The organism is Saccharopolyspora sp. NPDC045941, assembly GCF_056431445.1.
Genome location: NZ_JBWKKU010000049.1, coordinates 1 through 23292, shown reverse-complemented (window position 1 = coordinate 23292; position 23292 = coordinate 1). Strand labels below are relative to the sequence as shown.

Sequence of the window (23292 nt, the reverse complement as noted above, 5' to 3'; positions counted from 1 at the left end):
GCCGCGAGTGCGCGTGCGGACCGCAGGACGCAGGTGTGAAGTCGGTTACAGTTAAGACTGCTAGACGTCGAGGCGGCGGGAGCGGCGCCAGGCGTGGCTCACCGGGTGTCGAAGCCACGGGAGGCGAGAGATGAGTTTCCTGGACAAGGCCAAGGAACTGGCCAACCAGGCCAAGGGCAAGGCCGAGGAACTGGCCGAGAAGGCGGGTCCGAGCGCGGCGAAGGGGCTCGACGCGGCCAAGTCGAGCCTGGACAAGGCCACCGGCGGGAAGTACCACGACAAGATCGAGAACGTCAGCCACAAGGTCGAGGGCATGATCAAACGGGACCACCACCCGGACGGCCAGCCCCCGAAGGGCCCCGACGAGAAGGGCCCGGAAGGCGGCGCGGAACCGCCGAAAACCCCCTGACCCGAACGAAAAGCCCGTGAAACACGACGGTGGCGGCCCCCAACGGGAGCCGCCACCGCCGTTCTCACCCGGCTCAGGCCGTTTCCAGGCCCGAGAGTTGTTCGATCACGTGGGTCACCAGGGGCGTCAGGGTGGCCATGCCGTCCCGGACCGAGGCCCGGGAACCCGCCAGGTTCACCACCAGCGTGCTGCCGGAGACCCCGACCAGGCCGCGCGACACGCCCGCCTCGACCGCGCCCGCCGCCAGGCCGGAGGCCCGCAGGGCCTCCGCGATGCCCGGGATCGGGCGGTCCAGCACGCCCGCCGTCGCATCCGGCGTGACGTCCCGCGGCGACACCCCGGTGCCGCCGACCGTGATCACCACGTCGACCCCGCCGATCACCGCGGTGTTCAGCGCGTTGCGGATGTCCACTGTTTCCCCGGCCACCGCGACGGTGCCGTCGACGATGAAACCGGCTTCCTCCAGCAACTCGGTCACCAGCGGACCGATGTTGTCTTCCTGCTCGCCCTGGGCGACCCGGTCGTCCACCACGACGACGAGGGCCCGGCCCAACCGCTGCGCGCTGCGTTCCATGCCGGTAACCGTAGTGCCAAGGAGTGCCCCGTTCAGATCCAACGAGCCGGTGAGATCGACCATTCGCACGGCCCGTCGCGGAACCACGGTGCCTGTTTCGTCGGACATGTTCCTCCCAGTTCTGCAATGCCCCCGAGCGGTTTTCGACCGTTTTGCGAAGCCTGCGCCGCCGACCGCGCCGAGCCGCCCGGAGGGGGCAGAGCGGCCCCGGCACGGCCGACGCGGAACGCGGCCGGCGAACGGCCGCGCGTTCGGATCACCCCTTCTGGCCGGCCAAGGTGGCGTCCACGGTCCGGTCCCCGCCCGGGCCGGTGACGGTGATCGGCAGCCGATCACCGGGCGCGTGGGAGCGGACCGCGGCGATCAGCGAGTCGGTGTCCAGGACCACCCGGTCGCCGATCCTCGTGATGACGTCGCCGGACCGGATCCCGGCCTGCTCGGCAGGCCCGCCAGGGGTGACGTCGCGGACCTGCGCGCCCGCCTGCTGCTGCGAGTTGGTGATCACCACTCCCAGCGTGGTCTGGGTGGCCGAGCCGGTGTCCTTCAGCTCGGTGGAGATCCGCTTGGCCTGGTCGATCGGGATCGCGAAGCCCAGCCCGACCGAGCCGGCCTGCTCCTGGCCCGACCCCGGGCTGTAGATCGCGGAGTTGATGCCCACCACGTTGCCGTCCATGTCCACCAGCGGGCCGCCGGAGTTGCCGGGGTTGATCGCGGCGTCGGTCTGCAGGGCGTTGAGCACGGTGTCCTGGCTACCCGACTCGCCACCGGCTCGCACCGGGCGGTCCTTGGCGCTGATGATGCCGCTGGTCACGGTGCCGGAGAGGCCGAACGGCGAGCCGATGGCCACGACCGGCGCGCCGACCGGCAGGTCGTCGCTGCGGCCGAGATCGGCCGCGGTGAGGCCGGTGATGTCGGCCTTCACCACCGCGAGGTCCGACTTCGGGTCGGTGCCGACGACCCGCACCGGCGCCGAGCGGTTGTCGTGGAACAGCGCCGTGAGCCGACCGTTCTGGCCGCCCTCGACGACGTGGTTGTTGGTGAGGATGTAGCCGTCGCTGCTGATCACGATCCCGGAACCCTCGCCGCCGCCGCGCGCGGTCACCAGCTGCAGCTGGACGACGCTGGGCAGCACCTTCTCCGCGACCTGCTGCACCGAGCCCGCCGGTGCGGTGCTGGCGCTGCGCGCCGGACGCGACTGGTCCAGCGACGTCACGGCGCCCTTGTCACCGCCGAGCTGGTATCCGACGAATCCGCCGATGCCACCGCCGACGAGGCCCGCCACCAGCGCGAGGACCGCTGCGCCCGCGATCAGCCCGACGTGCCGGTTCCGCTGCTGCGGCACCGGGGCGGCAGCGGTGTAGCCGCCGGACGGCCAGGGCTGCCCGTGCGAGAACTGCTGCGTCGCGTGCGGCGGCTGCGCAGCGTGCTGGGGCTGCTGCGCGGCCTGGGCGTGCGCTTGCTGCTGGGGCTGTTGGTAGGGCTGCTGCGGAACCCCGGCAGGCGGCGTGTCGCCGGTGCCCGCGACAGGCCCGTCCGCCTGCGGCTTCGGTTCGTCCGGCTGATCGCCGGAGTAGCCCGGGGGGTGATCGGTCATGACTCCACTCTGCTCCAGACGTCTGAGAAGTGCCTGAGACTAGGCTGTGCGACAGCCTGAAAACCGGCCGGGGAACTGTGATCTGCGACTGGCCGAGGGCCAGCGCTCACCGCAGCCGGGCGGCGATCTGCTCCGGCGTGACGTCGTTGATCCACACGCCCATGCCGGATTCCGAGCCCGCGAGGTACTTCAGCTTGTCCGCCGAGCGCAGCACCGAGAAGACCTCCAGGTGCAGCCACGAAAGCTCCCGGCCGGTGCGCACCGGCGCCTGGTGCCAGGCCGCGATGTAGGGCAGCGGGCGGTCGTAGAGGCCGTCGAGGCGGCGCAGGACGTCCAGGTACGTCACGGCGAAGTCGTCGCGCTCGGCGTCGGAGAGCGCGGCGATGTCCGGCACCTGGCGGTGCGGCACGAGGTGCACCTCGACCGGCCACCGCGCGGCCGCGGGCACGAACGCGGTCCAGTGCTCGGAGTCGGCGACCACCCGCTCGCCCGCGGCGCGCTCGGCGGCGAGCACGTCGCCCTGCACGTGCCGCCCGTGCTGCGCCAGGTACTTCTCGGCGACCTGCAGCATCTTCTCCGTCTTGGGCGTGACGAACGGGTAGCCGTAGATCTGGCCGTGCGGGTGGTGCAGCGTGACGCCGATCTCCTCGCCGCGGTTCTCGAAGCAGAACACCTGCTCCACGCCGGGCGTTCCGGCCAGCGCGGCGGTGCGGTCCGCCCAGACGTCCACCACGGTGCGCACCCGGGCCGGGCTGAGCGCGCCGAACGACGAGTCGTGGTCGGCGGTGAAGCACACCACCTCGCAGCGGCCCCGCGCGGGCGCGACCGGCACCATCGGCATGCCATCCACAGTGGACTCATCGCCGGGAATGCCTTGCGCGAACGACGGGAACTGGTTCTCGAAGACGACGACGTCGTAGTCCGGTTCCGGGATCTCGGTGGGCCGTCCGGGCACGCTCGGGCACAGCGGGCAGAGCTCGGCCGGCGGCTTGTAGGTCCGCGCCTGCCGGTGCGCCGCGATCGCCACCCACTCGCCGGTCAGCGGGTCGCGCCGCATCTCCGAAGCCGGGGCCTGCGGCGGCAGCGCCCTGGTGTCCTCGGCCACCCGCTCCGGCGCCGGGTCGGCGTCGAAGTAGATGATCTCCCGGCCGTCGGCCAGGCGTCGCGCCGTCCGCTTCACCGCTCCTCCTCCACATCCCGCTGATCGGCCAGCAGGAGTTCGACGTGCTCGGCCAGCAGCTCGCGCGCGTCGGCCGGCAGCCCCTGGTCGCTGATCAGCAGGTCGACCTCGTCGAAATCGACGATCGTGGAGATCCCGACGGTCGACCACTTGGCGCTGTCGGCGACCACGATCAGCCGCCCGGCCGCCTCGGCCAGCGCCCGGTTGGTCTCGCTCTCGTTGAGGTTCGGGGTGGTGAAGCCGGCCCGCGGCGCCATCCCGTGCACCCCGAGGAACACCAGGTCCAGGTGCAGGGAGCGCAGCGCCTGCACGGCGACCGGCCCGACCAGCGCATCCGACGGGGTGCGGACGCCGCCGGTGAGCACCACGGTGCGGTCGGTGCGGCCGCGCTGCTGCAGGGCGTCGGCGACCCGCACCGAGTTGGTCACCACCGTCAGGTCGGCGACGTCGTCGAGGTGGCGCGCGAGCGTCCAGGTGGTCGTGCCGGCGGACAGGCCGATCGCGGTGCCCGGCCGGACCTGCTCGGCGGCCAGTCGCGCGATCGCCTCCTTCTCGGCGAGCTGGCGCACCGACTTGGCCTCGAAGCCCGGCTCATCGGTGCTGCGGCCGATCGTCGAGGTGGCGCCGCCGTAGACCTTCTCCACCAGACCGCGCCGGGCGAGCGCGTCGAGATCGCGGCGGATCGTCATGTCCGACACGCCGAGCCGCAGCACCAGCTCGCCGACCTGCACCGCTCCGGTGCGCCGCACCTCGTCGAGGATCACTTCCTGGCGTTGCCGCGCGAGCACAGCACCGTCCCCTCAGACCGTCGAGCGGCCGCGCGGGGCTCGTGGGTGTTCGCTCCGGTTCTTATCGGAACGAACACTCACGAGCCCACCCGCGCGACCCAAGCAAACAAGAACCAACACTACCCGAACGGGCTTTCGGCGCATGTCGCTTGCTCCGAAGCAGCGCCCGGGGCATTGCTGTTCATTGCTGTTCGATGTACTGGGGACTGCCCGGCAGCGTCATGCGCAGCAGCGCGCCGCCTTCGGGGGCCTCGCCGGCCCAGACCGTGCCGCCGTGCCGCTCGGCGACCTGCTTGACGATCGACAAGCCCAACCCGGAGCCCGGCAAGGTCCGGGCGTCGGAGGACCGGTAGAAGCGCTCGAACACGTACGGCCGGTCCCCGGCCGCGATGCCGGGCCCGCTGTCTGCGACCTCCAGCACTGTGGTGCCGCCGGCCGGCTCGGGATGCAGGTCCACCCGCACCCGGCCGCCGTCCGGGCTCCACTTCGCGGCGTTGTCCAGCAGGTTCAGCACCGCGCGCTCCAGCGCCGTCGCGTCGCCCATCATCACCCACGGCTCCAGGCGGACGTCGAACTCGATGCGCGGGGCGCGGCGCCGCGCGCGGTTCAACGCGCGCTCCACGACGTCGACCAGGTCCACCGGCTCGTGCACGGCCTGCGGGGTGTCCTCCCTGGCCAGCTCGACGAGGTCGCCGACCAGCGCGGACAGCTCCATCACCTGGGCCTGCACGTCGGCGAACATCTCCGCCCGGTCCTGCTCGGACAGCTCCGGCGCGTCCGGCCGGGCCGAGGCCATCAGCAGCAGCAGCTCCAAGTTGGTGCGCAAAGACGTCAGCGGGGTGCGCAGCTCGTGCCCGGCGTCGGCCACCAGGCGCCGCTGCCGCTCCTGCGACTCGGCAAGGGCGCCGAGCATCCGGTTGAAACTGGTGGTCAACCGGGCCAGCTCGTCATCGCCGCCGACCGGGATCGGCCGCAGATCGCCGGTGAGCGCGACGCGCTCGGTGGCCGCCGTGAGCCGCTGCACCGGCCGCAGCCCGGCGCGGGCCACCGCCGTCCCGGCGGCCGCCGCGAGCAGGATCCCGGCGCCGCCCATCACCACCAGCACCACGCTCAGCTGCGCGAGCGTCCGCTGCGTCGGGTCCATCGACGTGGACATCACCAGCGCGGCGTTCTGCCCGGTCGGCACCGCCACCACCCGGCTGTTGGTGCGCTGATCGGTGCGCAGCGATTCCCGGGACTCGCCCTTGGCGACCGCGAGCTCGTCGATGCTCATCGGCGGCCGGTCGGCCGGGCCTACCACGACGCCGTCCGCGGACAGCACGCTGATCTTGAAGTTCTGGGCGACGAAGAACGCCACCGGCACCTGCTGCAGGTCGGCGGTGCGCACCAGCGGGCCCTCCGCAGCCTCCACCGCGCGCTCGACGAGGTTGTCGTCCAGCTGCTGGTAGAGGCTGTCCCGCACGGTGACGAAGGCCGCGACGGACACCAGCGCCACCGCGCCGGCGACGCAGACCGCCGCCAGCCAGGTGACGCGGTTGCGCAACGAGACGCGCTGGAACCGGCCTTTCGGACGCTCGTGCGGCTCCAGGTCCGGCGGGGGTGGTGCGGGAACCGTCACGGCGGCGTCTCGCGGAGCACGTAGCCGACGCCGCGGACGGTGTGGATCAGCCGCGGCTCACCCTCGGCCTCGGTCTTGCGGCGCAGGTACCCGATGTAGACCTCCAGGGCGTTGCCCGAGGTCGGGAAGTCGTAGCCCCACACGTCCTCCAGCAGGCGGCTGCGGGTCAGCACCTGCTTCGGGTGCGCCATCAGCAGTTCCAGCAGGGCGAACTCGGTGCGGGTCAGGCTGATCGGGCGCTCGCCGCGGCGGACCTCGCGGGTGCCCGGGTCCAGCTCCAGGTCGGCGAAGCGCAGCGCGGGCGGCAGCTCGTCCAGGCCCGCATCCGGCGGGCTGGCTCGGCGCAGCAGGGCGCGGAGCCGGGCCAGCAGCTCTTCGAGCGCGAACGGCTTGGGCAGGTAGTCGTCGGCGCCCGCGTCGAGCCCGGCGACCCGGTCGGACACGGCGTCGCGCGCGGTGAGCACCAGGATCGGCAGATCGTCGCCGGTGCTGCGGAGGCGGCGCGCGACCTCCAGCCCGTCCAGGCGGGGCATCATCACATCGAGCACCATGGCGTCCGGGCGGTTGCCCGCCAGGAAGTCCAATGCCTGTTGACCGTCCGCAGCGAGCTCGACCTGGTACCCGTTGAACTGCAACGACCTTCGCAGGGATTCCCGCACGGCACGATCGTCGTCGACGACGAGGATGCGCATGGGCACAGTGTTACCCCTGGCCCTGAGAAGCAGCTGAGAACCCGCCGTGCGTCGCGGCACTGCGTGACATCCATCTCCACCCGAGTGCCATTCCGGCGCGCACCATCACCCTGGGTGATCGCGCGCGCCGGTTCGGTCACCGCTGTTGGAAGTGCCGGATGAGCGCGCGCGGCACCAGCTTGCGCTCCCCGTCGACGACGATCGGCACCAGGTCGGGCGCGGTCGCCTTCCACTGCGATCGGCGGTGGCGGGTGTTGCTGCGGGACATCTTCCGCTTGGGGACGGCCATGTCGGTCCTCTCGTGGTTCGGGTGGGGTGAACGGCCTGTTCACCTCTGCTACCGAGGCGAACGGGCCGTTCACCTCGGAACGGCTCGGGCGCGAGGCCGCCGGTCAGCGGGTCCGGTCGCCGTAGCGGCGGCGGAACTTCTCGACCCGGCCCTGGGTGTCGAGCACCCGCTGGTTGCCGGTCCAGAACGGGTGCGAGTAGGCGGTCACGTCGATCACGATCAGCGGGTACGTGTTGCCGTCCGCCCACTCCGTCCGCACGTCGGACGTGGCGGTGGAGCGGGTCAGGAAGCGGTCGCCGGTGGTGCGGTCCTGGAACACGACCGGCCGGTATTCGGGATGGATCCCGGGTTTCACGAGTTCTCCTCCAAGGTCGTTCGAAATCGGTCCCCTGCGGCACGAGCCCCGTGCGGGGTGGGGCGGTTTCGCGCGAAAACGCCGTCCCGGTGATGCGCCCAGCGGGCGCTACGCCTTGCCGGTCTCGCCGGTGGCGTCCGCGGTGGTCTCCGCCGGGTCGTCCCCGCACGGATCGGTGTGCCATTCGCCGAACGGGTCGTCGTAGCTCGCCCACGCCCGCTGCCCCGCCGCGAGCTCGTCGTCGGTGAGCAGGGCGCGGCGCAGGGCGTGGACGATGTCCCGCGGATCGGCCTCGTGGACGATCACGACGAGCTCCTGCATCCGGTCGCCGTAGTAGTCATCCCAGGTCAGCGAGGCCCTGACCTGCCGCTCGGCCGAGACGTCCGCCCAGTCGCCGGGCTCCAGCGCGGCCAGCCACGGCCCGGCGTGCGCGACGCCGAGCCCGCCGCCGGCGGACTCCAGCCACAGCGCGACGTCCGGCTGGCTGGCCACCCAGACCCGGCCGCGGGTGCGCACCACGCCGTCCAGCAGCACGTCGATCGCCTCGTGCAGCCGCTCCGGGTGGAACGGCCGCCGCTCCTCGAACAGCACCACCGACACTCCCGCGTCGGTGTCCAGCGACGGCTGCCCGCGCAGCAACCGCCCCTGCGGCCCGTCGACCGCACCGCGCCGCGCGTCGGCGGGCACCTTCCCCAGCAGCGCGGAAACGTCCAGGTCGTCCAGGTGCGCGGCGGGTGCGTTGGGCGTGAGCCGGGCGATCACCGCCTCGGTGCGCACCCGGTTCCACTGGTCGCCGGAGCGGCCGGCGAGCACGATGGCGTCGGCGAACTCGACCTGCCCCACCGCGACCTGGGCGACGGTGCGCTCGTCGTCCGCGCTGCCGCCGAGGCCGCGCTCGACGAGTTCCTCCTCGCCGGTCGCGTCGGCCAGCCAGGTGGCCAGGTCGACGGTGGTGACCACGGCCCGGACCTCGACGTCGTCGACCAGCGGGTGGTCGTCCACCAGGACGTTCTGCAGCGCCCAGCAGATCGTTTCGGGTTCCAGCGCCGGATCGAGCTGCACGACGACCCGCGTCACGTCAGGCGCGGCGGACAGCCTGCGCAGCAGCGGCAGCATGTCGAGGCGCAGCGTGCAGGACACGCAGCCGTGCGCCAGCTCCAGCACCTCGGTGGTCTCGGCGTCTCCGTGCCGGACCAGGCGCCGGACCACGCCCTGGGTGACTTCGCGCAGGTCGTGGTGCACGAGCGCGGTGCCCGCCGGGTCTTCCCGCCACGCCGCTCCGGCCGCCGCCGCGACCTGCTCCGCGCGGATCCCGGCCACCATGATCAGCGGAGTCCGCCGGTTCGCGGACGACTCGGTTCCCATCCCCACCTCAATCGACAACGGTTTTCATCTGACGCGAACACACGCTACCCTCGTCGGCGACGAAATGAAAATGGATGTCATTATCGAAAGGAAGGTCATGTCCATCCGCTGCCAGGTGACCGGGAAGAAACCCGGCTACGGCAACCAGGTCTCCCACTCCCACCACCGAACCCGCCGCCGCTGGCTGCCCAACGTGCAGCGGAAGCGCTACTGGCTGCCGTCCGAAGGCCGCTGGATCCGGCTGGGGGTGTCGACGAAGGGGATGAAGACGATCGAGAAGCAAGGCATCGAGGCCGTGGTGGCCGCGATGCGAACGCGAGGGGAACGCGTCTGATGGCCAAGAGCACCGACGTCCGCCCGGTGGTCAAGCTGCGATCCACGGCAGGCACCGGCTTCACGTACGTGACCACCAAGAACCGCCGGAACAACCCGGACCGCCTGGTCCTGCGCAAGTACGACCCGGTGGCCCGCAAGCACGTCGAGTTCCGCGAAGAACGCTGAAGGAATCAAGCGTCGCGGTGGCGATTGCGCTCGTGGAAGGCAGCGGCGGCTGCGCAGCTTGCTCGACGGGAGTCATGGTCGAGCGCGCTCGCTGCCGATCTTCCTATCCCCTTACCCCCTGCTCGTGAGCGGTCGCTCCGGTTCTTACCGGAACTTTCGCTCACGATCTTCGAGCAGTGAAAGGAACGGCCGAGTGGCCAAGAAATCCAAGATCGCGCGCAACGAGCAGCGCCGCGAGATCGTCGCCCGGTACGCGCAGCGGCGGGCCGAACTGAAGCAGATCATCGTCGCGCCCGGCAGCAGCCCCGAGGAACGCGTGGCCGCTCAGCGCGAGCTGCAGCGCCAGCCGCGCGATGCGAGCCCGGTTCGCCTGCGCAACCGGGACGCCGTCGACGGGCGTCCGCGCGGCTACTTCCGCAAGTTCGGCGTCTCCCGGGTGCGGCTGCGCGAGCTGGCGCACGCCGGCGAGCTGCCCGGCGTGACGAAGTCGAGTTGGTGAGCCGTGGTGTACAACGACCGGCGCAGCGTGCGCCGCAAGCCGAACCTGCTCCAGCGCGAAGGCGTCGTCCAGGTGGACTGGAAGGACACCGCGCTGCTGCGGAAGTTCATCTCCGACCGGGGCAAGATCCGCTCCCGTCGCGTCACCGGCCTGACCACGCAGGAGCAGCGCGAGGTGGCGCGGGCGATCAAGAACGCCCGCGAGATGGCCCTGCTCCCCTACCCCGGGAACGGCCGGAAATGAACCATTTGCCCAGGTAGATGCTCGTGAGCGTTTTGGATCGCCAGAGCGCTCCAAAACGCTCACGACACCTGATCAGGCAAAACCCTCCGCCGGTGCCCCTCGCCCCGCGACCCTCGGCGCCAGCGGCAGGATGGTCGGCGATGACGATCGCCGGACGAGCCTCCAAGTTGACCGACACCGCCCCCGCCGCCGACCTCTACGACGTGATCAACCGCCGCCGCGACGTGCGCCGGGAGTTCACCGGCGGCGAGCTCCCCGAACCGGTGCTGCGTCGCGTCCTGACCGCCGCGCACAGCGCGCCCAGCGTCGGACTGTCCCAACCGTGGGACTTCGTCCTGGTCCGCGACGACGCCACCCGCCGCGCCTTCCGCGAACATGTGCTGGCCGAGCGCAGCGTCTTCGCCGCCGGGCTCGACGGGGAACGCGCCGAGACCTTCGCCAAGATCAAGGTCGAGGGCATCGTGGAATCGTCGCTGGGCATCGCCGTCACCTACGACCCGAACCGCGGCGCACCGCAGGTGCTCGGCCGCCACGCGATCGCCGACGCCGGCCTGTACTCGGTGTGCCTGGCCATCCAGAACCTGTGGCTGGCCGCCACCGCCGAGGGCCTGGGCGTCGGCTGGGTCAGCTTCTACCGCGAGGAGTTCCTCCGCCGGCTGCTGGGCATTCCGCAGGGAGTGCGTCCGGTGGCATGGTTGTGCGTGGGGCCGGTGCGATCCCTGGCCGACACGCCGGACCTGGAGCGGCACGGCTGGCGACAGCGGGTGCCGCTGGAACAGGTCGTGCACTACGACAAGTACGGGCAGGGTCGCAGCCGGTAGCCTGGACGGCACGAAACCGTCGGCACGCGGTTCCACTACAAGTTGCGCTCCCTGCGAGGACGCGGTGCAGCAGGATGATCCGCTGATGGTCGGCCACCTGCCGGCCCACGACCGCCATGTGCGGCTGTTGCTGGACTCCGGCCGCTTCGCCGAGGCGAACGCGGCGTTCGACGAGCTGATCAAGGCCGGGACCAGCGACGTCGGCGAGCACTGGAACCGCCCGACCGTGCTGGTGCACCGGGCGTCGCTGGCGTGGCGGCTGGGTCGCATCCCGCTCGCCTTGGAACTGATCGCCGAGGGCTGGACCGATCTCGACGTCGACCGCCCGGAAGGCCCGGCGGCCGCGCACACCATCAGCATGCTCGGCTACCTGCTGGAGACCATCGGCCACCGCGGCCCGGCGCTGGAGCTGATGGCGCTGTCGGTGCAGATCGCCCGCGACTCCGACGACCAGGCGGCGCTGGCGCACTGTCTGAACCGGGAGGGCAACGCGCGGGTGTTCCGCGCCGTGACCCGACCCGACGAGACCAGCAGAGCGCAGTTCGAGCTGGCCCGCGGCCTTTTCGACGAGGCGCAGGGGCTGGCCAAGCCCGGGCAGGTGAAGCGCTCGGCGCTGGCCGGGTTCGCGCGGTCGCTGGCCGGCGTCGGCGAGACGGCCGCCGCCGAGCGGGCCGCCCTGGAGGCGCTGGCGCTGGGGCGCGGCGCCGACGACTGGTTCACCACGGCGATAGCGAACTGGGTGCTGGCGGTGGTGCGCCGCGAGCAGAACCGGCTGGAGGAAGCCCGCACGTTCGCCAGCCGTGCCCTGGAAGGCGCCGAAACGATCCGCGACACCATGCTGATGATGCAGTTCTCCCTGGACCTCGCGGCGATCTGCGAGGAGCTGTCCGACTCGGTCGGCGAATCCGCCGCGCTGCGACGAACGGTCGCCGCGAGCAGCACGGCGGTGGACGTGCTGCAGGAGGGGCTGGGGCAGGCGCTGGAGCAGCGCCGGGTGGCGGTGCAGGCCCAGCGCATGGCGGTGGCCGCCCGCGAAGCCGCGCTGCGCGACCCGTTGACCGGCCTCACCAACCGCCTCGGGCTGGAGCGGCGCGCACCTGTGCTGCTGGAGAGCACCGCGGTGGCCGGCCGGGTGCCATGGCTGTTGCTGCTGGACGTGGACTGGTTCAAGGACGTCAACGACCTCGCCGGGCACACCGCGGGCGACGTGGTGCTCCAAGAGGTCGCGAACCTGCTGCGCCGCGAATGCCGCAGCGACGACCTCATCTGCCGCTGGGCGGGCGACGAGTTCGTGGTGCTGCTCGTCGACGCCACGGAGGAGTCCCGCGACGCCGGGCCGATCGTCGCCGAGCGGATCCGCGCCGCGGTGCAGCGGCACGACTGGCGGCTGGTGCTCGGGCGGCTCACCAAGGCGCCGACGGTGAGCATCGGCGTCGCGGCGGGTCCGGCGAACCTGGAGCACCTGTTCGCCGCCGCCGACATCGCGCTGTACCGGGCGAAGCGGGCCGGGCGCAATCGGTGGGAGATCGATGGGGACCGGCCGACCGCGGACAGCTCGACCACGAGTTGAGGCGCACCCGGCTCGATTAGGATCGATCGCCATGTCCACCGCGCTGCGATCTCCTATTGACGGGTTTCCCCTGCGCAGCAAGGTAGAATCGACACCGGAAGCCCGGAAGCCCGGAAGCCCGGAAGCCCGGAAGCCCGGAAGCCCGGAAGCCCGGAAGCCCGGAAGCCCGGAAGCCCGGAAGCCCGGCGCTGAGCCGCAGCGGGCGGAGCGCTGGGACACCGCACCGGTCGAGCGGCGGGTGCTCGGCGTCGTGCGAACCCTGACGACGCTGGATCGCCTGCTGGACGTGCTCCCGGTGCTCGCCGACGACATGCGGGTGGAGACGCGCTTCGCGGTGGCGGCGGGTTCGGAGTTCGCCGCGAACCTCGCCGACCAGCTGCACCGCTCGCAGGCCCGGGTCGCGGACTGGGAGCAGGCCGCTGGCAAGGACTTCGACCTCGCGATCTCGCCGAGCGGCAACGGCCGGCTGCACGAGCTGGAGATGCCGGTGCTGACGCTGCCGCACGGCGCCGGGCACCACAAGCTCCGCGCCACGGAATCCGGTGTGGCGGAGGAAGTTTCGGGCCTGTCCGCCGCGCAGCTGATGCACGAGGGCCGGGTGGTTCCGGCGGTCGTCGGCCTCTCCCACCCGAGCCAGCTGGTCGCACTGCGGCGCGACTGCCCGGAGGCGGTCCCGCGCGCCGAGGTGATCGGCGATCCCTGCTTCGCGCGGCTGCAGGCCAGTCTGCCGATGCGCGAGCACTACCGCGCGGCCCTCGGCACCGGCAGGCGAAAACTCGTGGTCCTCGCCTCGACCTGGGGCCCGCATTCGCTTTTCGGCAGACAAGGTGGGCTGGCCCGGGATCTGGTCGCCGCGTTGCCCGCCGACTACCAGGTCGCGCTGGTGCTGCACCCGAACATCTGGAGCAGGCACGAGGGCCTGCAGATCCGGACCTGGTTGCAGACCGCCCTGCGCGACGGGCTCGTCCTGGTGCCCAGGCTGCGCAAGTGGCAGGCCGCGCTGGTCGCCGCGGACGTGGTGATCTCGGATCACGGCTCGCTGTCGTGCTACGCCACAGCGCTGGGAAAGCCGCTGCTGCTAGCGGCTTTCGGCACCGACGAGGTGGTGCCCGGCTCCCCGATGGCGCTGCTGGGCGAGCGGGCGAAGCGCCTCGACCCGACCGGAGACGCGCGGGCGCAGATCGACGCGGCGCGACCGGTCCCCGACCACCAGCAGCTCGCGGACCTGGCCTTCCAAGACCGCGCCTGCGAACGGCTGCGCAGCCTGATCTACCGGCAGCTGGACCTCCCGGAGCCGCCGTGGCCTGCCCAGGCGGCGCCGGTGGATCTGTTCAGTCCCGGCTGACGCACCTCACCCGTCACCGAGCTTGCGGGCCACCCGATCCGCCTTCGGGCTCTCCGCCTGCTCGTAGATCTCCAGCGCTTCCGCCAGGCATTCCCGCGCGCCCGGCTGTCCGGTCGCGGTGAGCGAGTCGGCGAGCAGCTCCAACGGTTCGGCGAGGTCGAAAGAGGCCTGCCGTTCCCGCGTCTCGGCGATGACCTCGCGAAGCGCCGAAACGGCCTGCTCGTGCTGCCCGAGCGCCTGGTGCGCCCGAGCCGTCGCGACCGCGATCCGGCCGGGAGTCCGCTTGTCCTCGGGGAATTCCGCGAGCCGGTCCAGGGCGGTCCGCAGCACGGCCAGGGCCTCATCGTGCCGGCCGAGCCCGGACAGCGACTTGCCCATCAGGTATTCCTGCAGAGCCATGCCGCGACGCCGCCCCAGCTCCTCGTTGAGCCGCCGGGCCCGCTCGAAGTTCCCGATGGCCTCGGCGAATTCGTCGCGCGCGTGCAGCACCTTGCCCTGGAACTCCAGCGCGGAGGCCAGGATTCGCCGGTGCCCGGCCCGCTCGGCCGCGGCGACCGCCTTCGCGCACTCCTCGTGCGCCTCGTCGAGCTCGCCGCACTCCATCAGCAGCTGACCGCGCAGGCTCCGCATCCGCGCTTCCGCGACGGGGTCCTCGATCGCAGCCGCGGACGCGATGGCCGATGCCAGCGCCGGCAACGTGTCGGAGTAGTGCTTGTGCCGGTTGTGCAGTGCCCACAGTGGACCGTCGCAGAGCGCGATCACGTCGACGTGCATATCGTTTTCGCTAGCCAGATCCACCATGCCGAGGATGTTGACGCGCTCGCGCTCCAACCATTCCAGCGCTTCTTCCCACGTGCCGAACGGGTTCTCCCCGTCGACCTCGTCGTCGACGACGCGGAGCCGACTGGGTTCCATCACCATCCGATCGGCGAACGCGCCCTGCCGCCGGTACCACCCGACGAGGCGCCGCAACGCATCGTCGCCCTGCCTCGCGGCGTCTAGCTTCTCCGCGGCTTCGCTAGGAGTTTCGGAGGCGTGCTCGCGGACGAGGTCGTGAAGGAAGTACTGATCCTGATCGTTCTTTTCCACCAGACAAGTCCTGTGCAGTTCGTCGAGACGGAGTTCGGCATCGATCTCAGCGAGATCGGCTAACGCCGCCACCGCCCCCGCCGAGAACACCGGCCCGGGGAACACCCCCAGCCACGCATACAGCTCCACTTCGGCCCTGGAGAGCTGCTCGACCGCCAGGTCGAGCGCCGCGAACGCCTCGTGGAGGTGATCGCGCCGCCTCCTCTTGTCGGACAGTTCCCGAACCGCCCGCGCGATGCTCCAGGACGTCCGGCGCCGGAGCATCCCGGCCACCAGGCGAAGGACGTGCGGCAGCCTGCCGCACCGGCCCACGAGCTCCGCGGCAGCGACCGGCTCGGCGTCGATCCGCTCCCCGAGGCCGCTGCGCCGCAGGTAGTCGAGGGCATGCCCGGGTTCGAGCGCGGCCAGCCGGATGGGCCGAACGCCGTCCAGCACGAGGTCTGCGGCGTCGTGGTGGCTCGTGCAGAGCACCACGCTCTCCGCCGAGGCGGGCAACAGCTTCGCAACGTGCGCGAGGTCGCCCACGTTGTCGAAGAAGAACAGCAGCTTCCGGCCTTTGGTCTTCGTGCGCAGCAGGGCGATCTTGTCGTCGTCCGACAGCGGAATCCGGTCCCCGGCCACGCCGAGCGAACGCAAGCAGTGCTCCGCGGCCTCACCGAGCGACCGCTGTCCAAGCCCGAAGTCGAACCGAACCTGGCCGTGCTCGAACGAGTCGATCGCCCGATGCGACCAGTAAGTGCCCAGGGCGCTCTTGCCGACCCCGCGAATCCCGCTGATCACGGCGCACCCGGCCCTAGCCCCGCGCGCCTCGGCGAGCAGCGCGTCGAGCGCCTCGCGCTCCGGCTCCCGGTCGACGAAGTTGACCGGCTCCGGCAACAGCTGCCCGGGCGCCTCCGGCGCCTGCGGCTCGTGGAAGTGCACGCCGCCGTGAATGGCCCCGGCCTGCACGAGGTTGCGCACCGGACCGCTGTTCTCGTTGCCCATACCCACCCCAGTGGCGCCGAACGGTAACGATCACCTGACGATACGCGACGGAAGCCTGCGACAGGCGGGACGTAGGGGACGCCAACCGGGTGTCAGACGACCCCGGCGAGCCAGGTACGCTCCGAGTGAGGTCGAAGACCAGGCCCTCGTAGCTCAGGGGATAGAGCACCGCTCTCCTAAAGCGGGTGTCGCAGGTTCGAATCCTGCCGGGGGCGCAACACCAATCAGCCTGCTGACCTGCGGCGGGACGCCAAGTGGATGATCTTGGCGCTCCCTTCGGATCCCCCCGAAGGGAGCAAAATGGGAGCAGAAATCGGAGCCTGCTCCCCGTCGAGGGCTGCAGCGACCGCCGCCCACCGCTCGGGTTCTGCCTCGGCCAGTGCGCGCACCGCCGCGGCGATCGCATCGGAACTCAGCCCGTCCGAAGTCGGTTCCGGACCCCCGATGATGTCGCGTACCTTCGCCCAACTGGCATCCGCCAGGTGCGCATATCGCATGGTCGTCGTCCACGACTTGTGGCCCAAAAACGCCGACCGCCAACGCCCTACATAGCGATCGTTCGCAGTGCCTAATCAGCGGTCAGGACAAGGTGGTGGGACCGGCGACCAAGCGACCTAAGCCATCAAGGGCAGCCAGCATGAAAGCCATGCCGGCCCCACCTGCACACCCCGATCTTTCCGGACGACCGGAGGCGCATCAGAAAGGTAGGGCAGCATGAGCGACCAACTCACCGCCTGGTTGCGCACGATCGTTCCCGCCGCCTGGTCCGCGCTCGTCGCGTACCTGGTCACGCTCGCCCTTCCCCGGACTGGCTCGTCAACGCGCTCGGCGACGCCGGGCCAGCCCTGGTCGTGCCGCTGATCCTCGGGGCCGTGTACTCAGGGCTCCGCGCGCTCGAACCACGCATGCCCGCGTGGCTGACGCAAATCGTGCTCAGCTCCAATAAACCGCCTGAGTATCAGCAAGACCGTAACCGCAAAGCCCCGCACCGTTAGCCAAGTAGTATTACTCAACTAACAGTGCACTATCCGTCAAAATTGTCGAGATTGACCCAACTAAAGTTGGTTGCCAGGTGAAACCATGCAGCATCAAGCTGGCACACGTTAGCCATTTCGGGTGACGATCAGTGAGTTCCACTGAATCCGATCCGACCTCCGAGCTAACGTCCAAGCCATGAGATCAGCTCGTAAGGTAGTGGTCGCTCTCGCGGCAGCGTCCATGTCGCTCTCCTTCTATCCGGCCGCCGCCGCAGCAGACGAGAATACCGCCAAGCCGCGCACCGCCGGAGAGATTGCCGAATGCCTGGCGAATTCAGCGATCCCCAATGAGGCCATCGTTGACAGGGTTCCCGTAAACAGGCCAGATACCCCACAAAAAGAGTTCCAGCTCGAATGCGGACCTATGGAAATCGCCGGGGCTCGCCACATTCATGCAGACCATCGAATTAACAACGCGGTGACCTTTCAGCGCTGTTACTCCGCCGCTTTGAGATTTGGCGAAAAAATCAACCAGCAGTACTCGTCACTTTATCGCTACACACCTGTGGGTGGGCCGACGGTTGAGGTTGCCACTGATGACTTCTCCCCGTTCGTCCTAAGCGCCTGGACCAAGGGACCCAACAGTGCCGACTGGGACGGGTGCTCAGCGGCCATCCCGTGACGAACTCGCGTGGCGCACCCTCCGCATCCATGGAGGGTGCGCCATACTCGACGGCATGAGCGCAAACACAACCACCTATCCAGCTCCGAATGCTGACCAGGTTCGAACGCTCTGGGACCAAGTTCGATTCACTGACGTGGACCGCACCGTCGCCCATGCGAAACCAGTCTTGAACTGGCTGCAGCACGATCGCCCAAAAGGCGGGGCACACCTGCAGGGCTTCAAAATTCACGGATCCAGCGAGTTTGAGTGGTTTGCGCGAGACCATCTCCCCGGAATGATCGCGTACGTACTTCCTCATCCGGATCTGCGTACGTTGCTGCCCGGTTCGTTTGATGTTACCGATCCGCTCAGCTACACAAGTTCGCGTCACCTGCGGGGCTGGCACTACGGGACGTCACTGGAGCTCGCGGCCCAGTGGGCCCGAGCCATGTATTCAGGCGGCCTTCAATCTGATCTGCCCAATCTTTCCGACGAGGAGCAAGATGCCCGCGCCCACCGAGCCCTGGAGAGCGCGAGTAGCCTATACTTCGAGTTGTTCGGAAACCGCTACAGCACGATCTCTTTCGCGACGAGCCCAGATCCTTGGTGTGCATGGTTCCCAGGGCTTTTCAATATCACATGGGCAGTTCACGATCGACAGGAACAGGTGTTGTGGCTACTTGCGGTCGCCGACATGGATTGAGAGTGCAACACCAACGTGTCCTCACAGCCTTCACCGGGTGCGGGGGGCGCGTTCGTCGTTTCAGGCGCGGCTATGCGGTCAGGCTCCATTGGTGCTCGCTGGTCGGCTGATCGATCCACACCCCAGCGCTTCGGACGCCGAGCTGCTAGGAACGATCCTCGCTCGTCGAGTTCCGTGGCGATCAAGTGCCGGAAGGCGTACGGGTGTAGCCCCTCCCAGGCCGTCTCCCCCGCGACATCCCGGATGTGGGAACGGGTGTTGTCCGGGTCCCGCAGTGCCCCCGTTGACGTTCGCTCGGTGACACTTGCTCGCTTGAACCACACCACGGATGTCCCGACTCCATTGGCCGCCTGGGCGAGCCGTCGAAGAACGGTGCTGCACGCTGCCGGGGTGATCGGCTTGCCAGTTCCTGCGGGCGCGCCAACACAGCGGCGGCGTAGTGGGGTGCCTGGCTGCGGTCGGCCTACGAAGCGAGCCGGGCCCCTGCGGTTGTGATCAAGATGTGGTGTCAGATCACTTGCAGGGGCCCCTCCTCGTGCACGTCACCGAGATCAAAGACAGGCTCTTAGACCTGGCGCAGCCTGAGGTGCTGCCGTACTTCTGGTCCAGCCAGATCCTGTTGTCCTTGGACTTCGATTCCAAGATCGGATTGTCGAAGGTGTGCTTCGTGACGCCCTGGGCGTTCTCCGCGTACACGTTCACGATGACCCGCTCCACGCACCACTCCGGATCCGTGTCCGCAGGCTCCATACGGATGTACGCAGGGAAGTCTTCGAGATCCGAGGTGCTGAGCTGTGGCCGACGCGGGTCGTTGTAGTCGGCTTGCTCGACGTTGGCGCCCTCACCCAGGACAAACTCGTCTTTCGCTCCCTGCGCGAAGTCGGTCTTGTCGGTGTCCAGGGAGAACTCGCGGCCGGCGAGCCCCAGGTAGACCCAACTACCGGTCCCCGCGTACTTGACGTCCGCAGTCTCTACCGTGGCGACGATCCTGTTGATACTTGCCATGTCTTCCCCCAGTCTGTCCAGCCCCCATCGGGCTACGTTCCGGACGGCTTCTCGTTGGCACGTCGCACCACATGCCGCACTCCCGATCGCGCCGTAGTCGACCACGTGCGGATAAGCCCGGCTTACGCGCTGGGCTGCTGCAGGCAGGGTCGGGCCTGCCCTCTTCTGGGCATGAGTGGTTCGGCGGGAGAGCCGCAAGGCGACTGCCTTGCCGCTGATACGAGCCCCCACTTTACCCCCATGAATCAACGGGAAACATTCGTCGCGGACACTGATCAACCGGCGTTCACAATCGGAATCCGTTGAGATCATGGGAAAACTCCGCGACTGTCCGAAAAGGACCAGAAGCGAGATCTCCTGAAGCGGGTGCCGCAGGTTCGAATCCTACCGGGGCGCAAGCCAGATCAGCCTGCTGACCTGCGGCGGGACGGCACCACGCCACCTGAACCAACGCGCCCCGGCACCCGATTGAAGTTCCTTGGCCAATGCACACTTGCCTACCAAGTCGATCCCGCGCACGCGCGGCAAAGGCCACCAACGGGCGGCCACGGCAACCTTCCGGTGTGCCCCTGACCGACCGTCCGTCTCGTCGAGCACCCGCCGGAGCTTCGGAGGCCGATGCTCCGGCTCATCGTCGACCAGCTCGCATCGACACCACTTATCCCATCGGCCACGCTGGCACTGAGCGTCTTGCGACGTTCCGTTCAAATTCAGGTTCGAGGGGGAGCCATGCTCACTTGGACGACCATCGCCTACGGGGCCATCCTTTCCGCTCTGCTCGCAGGTATCGCGGTCGTTCTCGCCGCCCGCGAGCTGCGGGTGCGTGCCGCCCTCGGCGCTGCTGCGGGAGCGTTCATCGGGCCATTCGCGTGGAACGCGATCCTGCACGCCACCAGCGCACACCAGTTCTTCGTCGACGCTCCTGTGCGCGTCATTCCGGCCAGCTGGCAGGACACCGGCTCCGGCGTGTTCTCGATCGCCGCGACCGCGCTTCTGCTCGGGCTGGGGCCGCTCGGATCGCGCCCGGCACGCCCCACCATGGCGCTGGCGCTGCTCGCCGGAGTCGCTGCGTTCCTCGTAGACGTCTACCTCTACTGACAGCCCACGGTGAAGGCGGCTTGCGGCGTAGTGCCTACAGCGTGAGCTCGTCGGCCAGGCGCCGATGGTGCGGCGAGTTCGGGGTGGTCGCCCATGCCGATGCGGCGCAGAGCTCACAGGGGAAATCCGCGACCACACCCAGGAAGTTCCACGACGCGGATAGTTTCGTGGGCGAACTCGTCGGCGGTCACCAGGATCGGCCCGGTCGGGGCGAAACCCGGAAACGACTTGCCCAGCGAGAACTGCGGGACCAGCCCCATCGACTGCACGACTCGCTCGGAGAAGTCCTGCCCTGCGGTCAACCCCGCCACATGGCGCCAAGCGTCTTCGGCCGTCACCTTCTCTGCCCGGCGGCCGATTACGACCACGAGTTCCGCTTCCCAATCGACGAACGCGCTGGGCAGCGTCAGCTGGGTGTCCGGGCCGGTGAGGGAAGTGACGAACTTGGTGAAAGTGGCAGGCGAATCCGGAAGTCCGAGCCTGGCTTCCTGTGCGTGATCACGGTAATTCAACCCGATGGCGATCAAGAAGCTGCTGCTCGACGAGTACCGAGATCGGGGGCAACGAGGCGGATGACCCCGCATGACCGGGTAGCACCGCGGGCCCGAGCGATGGCGAACGCGCGCATTCAGCCGTGCGCGATGCGCAGAAACACCTCGGTGGACATGTGCTCTTCGACCGCGATGACCCTCATGCCCGCCGCCCGCCGTCGACCGACATCGCGATCCCGGTGATGTAGGCCGCGGCGTCCGCGCAGAGCCAGACCGCGGCCGCCGCAGCCTCCTCCGGGGTGGCCAATCGGCCGAGCGGCGTGATCGCCTCCTGCATCGCGATCATGTCGGTGTCGGCTGCCACCTTTTCGAACCCGGGAGTGCGGGTCGGGCCGGGGCAGACGGCGTTGACCCGGATGCCGTCGGCCGCGTAGTCGACCGCGGCGGCTTTGGTGAGCCCGACGATGCCGTGCTTGGCGGCTACGTAGGCGGGCGCGTGCGGGATCGCGCACAGGCCGCCGTTGGAAGCGACGTTGACGATCGCGCCGCCGCCTTTGAGCAGGGGCAACTCGTACCTCATGCACAGGAAGGTCCCGGCCAGATTGACGTGGACCACGCGCTCGAACTCGTCCAGGGTCATCTGGTCGAGCTGCCGGTGGTGCGAGGCCATACCGGCGTTGTTCACGGCGAAATCGAGGCCGCCAAAGGCCTCGACCGTGCGCTCGACGGCCGACCGCACGGAGTGTTCGTCGGCGATGTCGACGACGATGGCCAGCGCTTCGCCGCCGTCCTCCTCGATCATCTCCGCGGTCTCGGCCGCCGTCGTCTCGTCGACGTCGAGCACGGCGACCGCGGCGCCTTGCCGGGCGAACTGGATCGCCGCCGCGCGGCCGATCCCGCTGCCCGCGCCGGTGACCAGACCCGTCTTCCGGGTGTTGTCGCGCATGAGGGCCACGTCGCTCATGCCAGCGGCTCGTGGTTCGCCCAGGCGACCTTGTACGGGTGCCGCGACTGCCAGTGCTCGATGACCTCGTGCATACCGGGCGCGGCGAACGCCTTCGCCAGCGTGTCGGTGTCGGCCACGGCGACCTGCACGATCGCGGTCGCGATCAGCGCCGGGATGGCCTCCTCGCCGGGGATCGGAAGGTGTCGCCGGGTCGTGACCGACCGGGTGAGACCAGTGTCGATCATGATCCGTTCGATGTCTGCCAGATATTGATCGAGCTCGCTTTCCGGCAAGGGCTGATCGAAGGAAACGATCATCGTGTGGTTGATCATGCCTCAATTCTCGACGGCGCTCTTGGCCGATGTCCAAGATCTGTTCGGTATTCGGCGATAACCTGGAGGCATGATTGAACTGGAGACCCGCGAGCTCGAGTACTTCATCGCGGTCGCCGACGAGCTGCACTTCGGCCGGGCCGCCACCCGGCTCTCGATCGCCCAGCCGGCGCTGTCGAAGGCGATCCGGCGGATCGAGACCCGGCTCGGCGTCCCGCTGTTCATCCGCTCCAGCCGCCACGTCGAACTCACCCCGGCCGGGCAGGCATTGCAGGAGCACGGGCGGCACGCGCTCAACGCGGTCAGCGCCGCCGTCCGCAACGCCCGGCGCGCCGGCGACGCCGAAGCCCACCTGCGGCTCGTGATCAAGCCCGGCGGCGACGCCGGCCTGCTGTCACCGGTCCTGGCCGAGTACGCCCACCAGCCCGACGCCCGCCAGGTGGACATCCTGTTCAGCGGCCCGGCCGACCGCACCGACTTCCTGCGTGACGGCCGGGCCGACGTCGGCCTGCTCTACGCGCCGTTCGACGATCTCAACGGCCTGGCCCACGAGACGCTGCACACCGAGGACCGCGTGGTCATCGTCCCGCACGGCCACCGGCTGGCCGGGCACGCTGCGGTGCGAATGTCCGACCTGGACGGCGAGACACTGCCGCGATGGAAAGGCGTCCCCGGAGGCGACGGCACCGGCCCCGAAGTCGCCGACGTCATCCAGCTGCTCCACATGATCACGGTGAACCGGATGATCGGAGTGCTGCCCCGCTCCCTGGTCGAACCGGCCCCGACCGGCCTGATCTGCATCCCCGTCACCGACGCACCACCCAGCCGCCTCGTGCTCGCCTGGAACGAGCAGGACCGCCGACCGCTGGTCGCGTCGTTCGTGGCCGCCGCGGTTCGCAATCGGAATCGGTTGAACGCACAGGGAAAATTCCCGACTGTCCAGAAGGGACCGTGAGCAAGGTCTTTTGAGCCCGCGGAGGTAGCCGCGGATGCTTTCCGCCGTGGGCTTGCCGCCTTCCGTTCCAGTGAGCGTTTTTCATCCTCTGTGCGGAATGCCTGTGTCTCTGGGATGCTCCTATAGATGTCAAGCGGCAGGAGCAAGGTCGTTTTGACTGGTTCGTTCGGTTGGTGTGGTGGTCAGGGCGCGGTAGACCTCGCGG

At 69.5% G+C, this 23292-nt stretch carries 27 protein-coding genes and 1 tRNA gene; 14 read left to right on the top strand and 14 right to left on the bottom strand.

Going from position 1 to position 23292, the window contains the following annotated elements; translation table 11 throughout:
- The first annotated feature begins 130 nt into the window (after nucleotides 1–130).
- A complete protein-coding gene (locus AC07FN_RS31770) occupies nucleotides 131–409 on the top strand; it encodes an antitoxin (RefSeq protein WP_132492908.1) in 279 nt (92 codons plus the stop codon).
- A gap of 73 nt (nucleotides 410–482) precedes the next feature.
- Here the strand turns inward: AC07FN_RS31770 and AC07FN_RS31765 are convergent, their stop codons facing one another.
- The 9 genes from AC07FN_RS31765 to mrf form a co-directional block, all read right to left on the bottom strand.
- Nucleotides 483–983, bottom strand: a complete 501-nt coding sequence (locus AC07FN_RS31765) for a MogA/MoaB family molybdenum cofactor biosynthesis protein (RefSeq protein WP_132492910.1) — start codon at nucleotides 981–983, stop codon at nucleotides 483–485.
- 256 nt (nucleotides 984–1239) lie between these two features.
- Nucleotides 1240–2577: a S1C family serine protease gene (locus AC07FN_RS31760; RefSeq protein WP_478398924.1), complete on the bottom strand. Its 1338-nt coding sequence runs from the start codon at nucleotides 2575–2577 to the stop codon at nucleotides 1240–1242.
- A gap of 106 nt (nucleotides 2578–2683) precedes the next feature.
- Nucleotides 2684–3757: a galactose-1-phosphate uridylyltransferase gene (gene galT / locus AC07FN_RS31755; protein ID WP_478398923.1), complete on the bottom strand. Its 1074-nt coding sequence runs from the start codon at nucleotides 3755–3757 to the stop codon at nucleotides 2684–2686.
- Nucleotides 3754–4545 carry a DeoR/GlpR family DNA-binding transcription regulator gene (locus AC07FN_RS31750; protein ID WP_478398922.1) on the bottom strand — a complete coding sequence of 264 codons (792 nt, stop codon included), beginning with the start codon at nucleotides 4543–4545 and terminating at the stop codon, nucleotides 3754–3756. The genes galT and AC07FN_RS31750 overlap by 4 nt, the downstream gene beginning before the upstream one ends.
- 181 nt (nucleotides 4546–4726) lie before the next feature.
- Nucleotides 4727–6163: a HAMP domain-containing sensor histidine kinase gene (locus AC07FN_RS31745; RefSeq protein WP_478398921.1), complete on the bottom strand. Its 1437-nt coding sequence runs from the start codon at nucleotides 6161–6163 to the stop codon at nucleotides 4727–4729.
- Nucleotides 6160–6855, bottom strand: a complete 696-nt coding sequence (locus tag AC07FN_RS31740) for a response regulator transcription factor (protein ID WP_132492948.1) — start codon at nucleotides 6853–6855, stop codon at nucleotides 6160–6162. The genes AC07FN_RS31745 and AC07FN_RS31740 overlap by 4 nt, the downstream gene beginning before the upstream one ends.
- Nucleotides 6856–6991: 136 nt before the next feature.
- Nucleotides 6992–7144: a 50S ribosomal protein L32 gene (gene rpmF / locus AC07FN_RS31735; protein WP_132492918.1), complete on the bottom strand. Its 153-nt coding sequence runs from the start codon at nucleotides 7142–7144 to the stop codon at nucleotides 6992–6994.
- Nucleotides 7145–7247: 103 nt separating this feature from the next.
- Nucleotides 7248–7499 carry a type B 50S ribosomal protein L31 gene (locus AC07FN_RS31730; protein ID WP_358309302.1) on the bottom strand — a complete coding sequence of 84 codons (252 nt, stop codon included), beginning with the start codon at nucleotides 7497–7499 and terminating at the stop codon, nucleotides 7248–7250.
- Between the two features lie 108 nt (nucleotides 7500–7607).
- Nucleotides 7608–8864, bottom strand: coding sequence for a ribosome hibernation factor-recruiting GTPase MRF (gene mrf / locus AC07FN_RS31725; protein ID WP_478398920.1), 1257 nt, complete (start codon nucleotides 8862–8864; stop codon nucleotides 7608–7610).
- 97 nt (nucleotides 8865–8961) lie between these two features.
- On the opposite strand from mrf, the gene rpmB reads away from it, so the two are divergent.
- The 7 genes from rpmB (at nucleotide 8962) to AC07FN_RS31690 (ending at nucleotide 13843) form a co-directional block, all read left to right on the top strand.
- The gene (gene rpmB, locus AC07FN_RS31720; protein WP_478398919.1) at nucleotides 8962–9198 is read left to right on the top strand and encodes a 50S ribosomal protein L28; all 237 of its coding nucleotides are present in this window, start codon (nucleotides 8962–8964) and stop codon (nucleotides 9196–9198) included.
- Nucleotides 9198–9365, top strand: coding sequence for a 50S ribosomal protein L33 (gene rpmG / locus AC07FN_RS31715; protein WP_132492926.1), 168 nt, complete (start codon nucleotides 9198–9200; stop codon nucleotides 9363–9365). The genes rpmB and rpmG overlap by 1 nt, the downstream gene beginning before the upstream one ends.
- 193 nt (nucleotides 9366–9558) lie before the next feature.
- A complete protein-coding gene (gene rpsN / locus AC07FN_RS31710; RefSeq protein ID WP_132492928.1) occupies nucleotides 9559–9864 on the top strand; it encodes a 30S ribosomal protein S14 in 306 nt (101 codons plus the stop codon).
- A gap of 3 nt (nucleotides 9865–9867) precedes the next feature.
- Nucleotides 9868–10107 carry a 30S ribosomal protein S18 gene (rpsR, locus tag AC07FN_RS31705; RefSeq protein WP_478398918.1) on the top strand — a complete coding sequence of 80 codons (240 nt, stop codon included), beginning with the start codon at nucleotides 9868–9870 and terminating at the stop codon, nucleotides 10105–10107.
- Nucleotides 10108–10247: 140 nt separating this feature from the next.
- Entirely contained in the window at nucleotides 10248–10928 is a 681-nt protein-coding gene (gene bluB / locus AC07FN_RS31700) for a 5,6-dimethylbenzimidazole synthase (RefSeq protein WP_478398917.1), read from the top strand.
- Between the two features lie 85 nt (nucleotides 10929–11013).
- Nucleotides 11014–12498 (top strand): GGDEF domain-containing protein, encoded by a 1485-nt coding sequence (locus tag AC07FN_RS31695; RefSeq protein ID WP_478398962.1) that lies wholly within the window; start codon nucleotides 11014–11016, stop codon nucleotides 12496–12498.
- 31 nt (nucleotides 12499–12529) lie between these two features.
- The gene (locus AC07FN_RS31690) at nucleotides 12530–13843 is read left to right on the top strand and encodes a hypothetical protein (RefSeq protein WP_478398916.1); all 1314 of its coding nucleotides are present in this window, start codon (nucleotides 12530–12532) and stop codon (nucleotides 13841–13843) included.
- A 6-nt stretch (nucleotides 13844–13849) separates the two neighbouring features.
- On the opposite strand, the gene AC07FN_RS31685 is transcribed toward AC07FN_RS31690, so the two are convergent.
- On the bottom strand, nucleotides 13850–15916 hold the full coding sequence (locus AC07FN_RS31685; protein ID WP_478398915.1) for a tetratricopeptide repeat protein: 2067 nt from the start codon (nucleotides 15914–15916) through the stop codon (nucleotides 13850–13852).
- Nucleotides 15917–16058: 142 nt separating this feature from the next.
- Here AC07FN_RS31685 and AC07FN_RS31680 point away from each other — a divergent pair.
- The 4 genes from AC07FN_RS31680 to AC07FN_RS31665 all read left to right on the top strand — a co-directional run bounded on the left by AC07FN_RS31680 (nucleotide 16059) and on the right by AC07FN_RS31665 (nucleotide 18260).
- Nucleotides 16059–16131, top strand: a tRNA-Arg gene (locus AC07FN_RS31680).
- Nucleotides 16132–16630: 499 nt separating this feature from the next.
- Entirely contained in the window at nucleotides 16631–16777 is a 147-nt protein-coding gene (locus tag AC07FN_RS31675; protein ID WP_478398914.1) for a hypothetical protein, read from the top strand.
- A 357-nt stretch (nucleotides 16778–17134) separates the two neighbouring features.
- Nucleotides 17135–17575, top strand: coding sequence for a hypothetical protein (locus tag AC07FN_RS31670; RefSeq protein WP_478398913.1), 441 nt, complete (start codon nucleotides 17135–17137; stop codon nucleotides 17573–17575).
- Between the two features lie 136 nt (nucleotides 17576–17711).
- Nucleotides 17712–18260, top strand: a complete 549-nt coding sequence (locus tag AC07FN_RS31665; protein ID WP_478398912.1) for a hypothetical protein — start codon at nucleotides 17712–17714, stop codon at nucleotides 18258–18260.
- Nucleotides 18261–18773: 513 nt separating this feature from the next.
- Here the strand turns inward: AC07FN_RS31665 and AC07FN_RS31660 are convergent.
- The gene (locus tag AC07FN_RS31660; protein ID WP_478398911.1) at nucleotides 18774–19265 is read right to left on the bottom strand and encodes a hypothetical protein; all 492 of its coding nucleotides are present in this window, start codon (nucleotides 19263–19265) and stop codon (nucleotides 18774–18776) included.
- Nucleotides 19266–19994: 729 nt separating this feature from the next.
- Here AC07FN_RS31660 and AC07FN_RS31655 point away from each other — a divergent pair.
- Complete coding sequence (locus AC07FN_RS31655) at nucleotides 19995–20363, top strand: hypothetical protein (RefSeq protein ID WP_478398910.1); 369 nt, start codon at nucleotides 19995–19997, stop codon at nucleotides 20361–20363.
- A gap of 113 nt (nucleotides 20364–20476) precedes the next feature.
- Here the strand turns inward: AC07FN_RS31655 and AC07FN_RS31650 are convergent, their stop codons facing one another.
- The 3 genes from AC07FN_RS31650 to AC07FN_RS31640 form a co-directional block, all read right to left on the bottom strand.
- On the bottom strand, nucleotides 20477–20890 hold the full coding sequence (locus AC07FN_RS31650; RefSeq protein ID WP_478398909.1) for a fumarylacetoacetate hydrolase family protein: 414 nt from the start codon (nucleotides 20888–20890) through the stop codon (nucleotides 20477–20479).
- Nucleotides 20891–21053: 163 nt separating this feature from the next.
- Nucleotides 21054–21818 carry an SDR family NAD(P)-dependent oxidoreductase gene (locus AC07FN_RS31645; protein WP_478398908.1) on the bottom strand — a complete coding sequence of 255 codons (765 nt, stop codon included), beginning with the start codon at nucleotides 21816–21818 and terminating at the stop codon, nucleotides 21054–21056.
- The gene (locus AC07FN_RS31640; protein ID WP_478398907.1) at nucleotides 21815–22132 is read right to left on the bottom strand and encodes a hypothetical protein; all 318 of its coding nucleotides are present in this window, start codon (nucleotides 22130–22132) and stop codon (nucleotides 21815–21817) included. Before AC07FN_RS31640 ends, AC07FN_RS31645 begins: the two co-directional genes overlap by 4 nt.
- Before the next feature lie 70 nt (nucleotides 22133–22202).
- Between AC07FN_RS31640 and AC07FN_RS31635 the strand changes: the two genes are divergently transcribed.
- On the top strand, nucleotides 22203–23087 hold the full coding sequence (locus AC07FN_RS31635) for a LysR family transcriptional regulator (protein ID WP_478398906.1): 885 nt from the start codon (nucleotides 22203–22205) through the stop codon (nucleotides 23085–23087).
- Nucleotides 23088–23292: the final 205 nt, after the last annotated feature.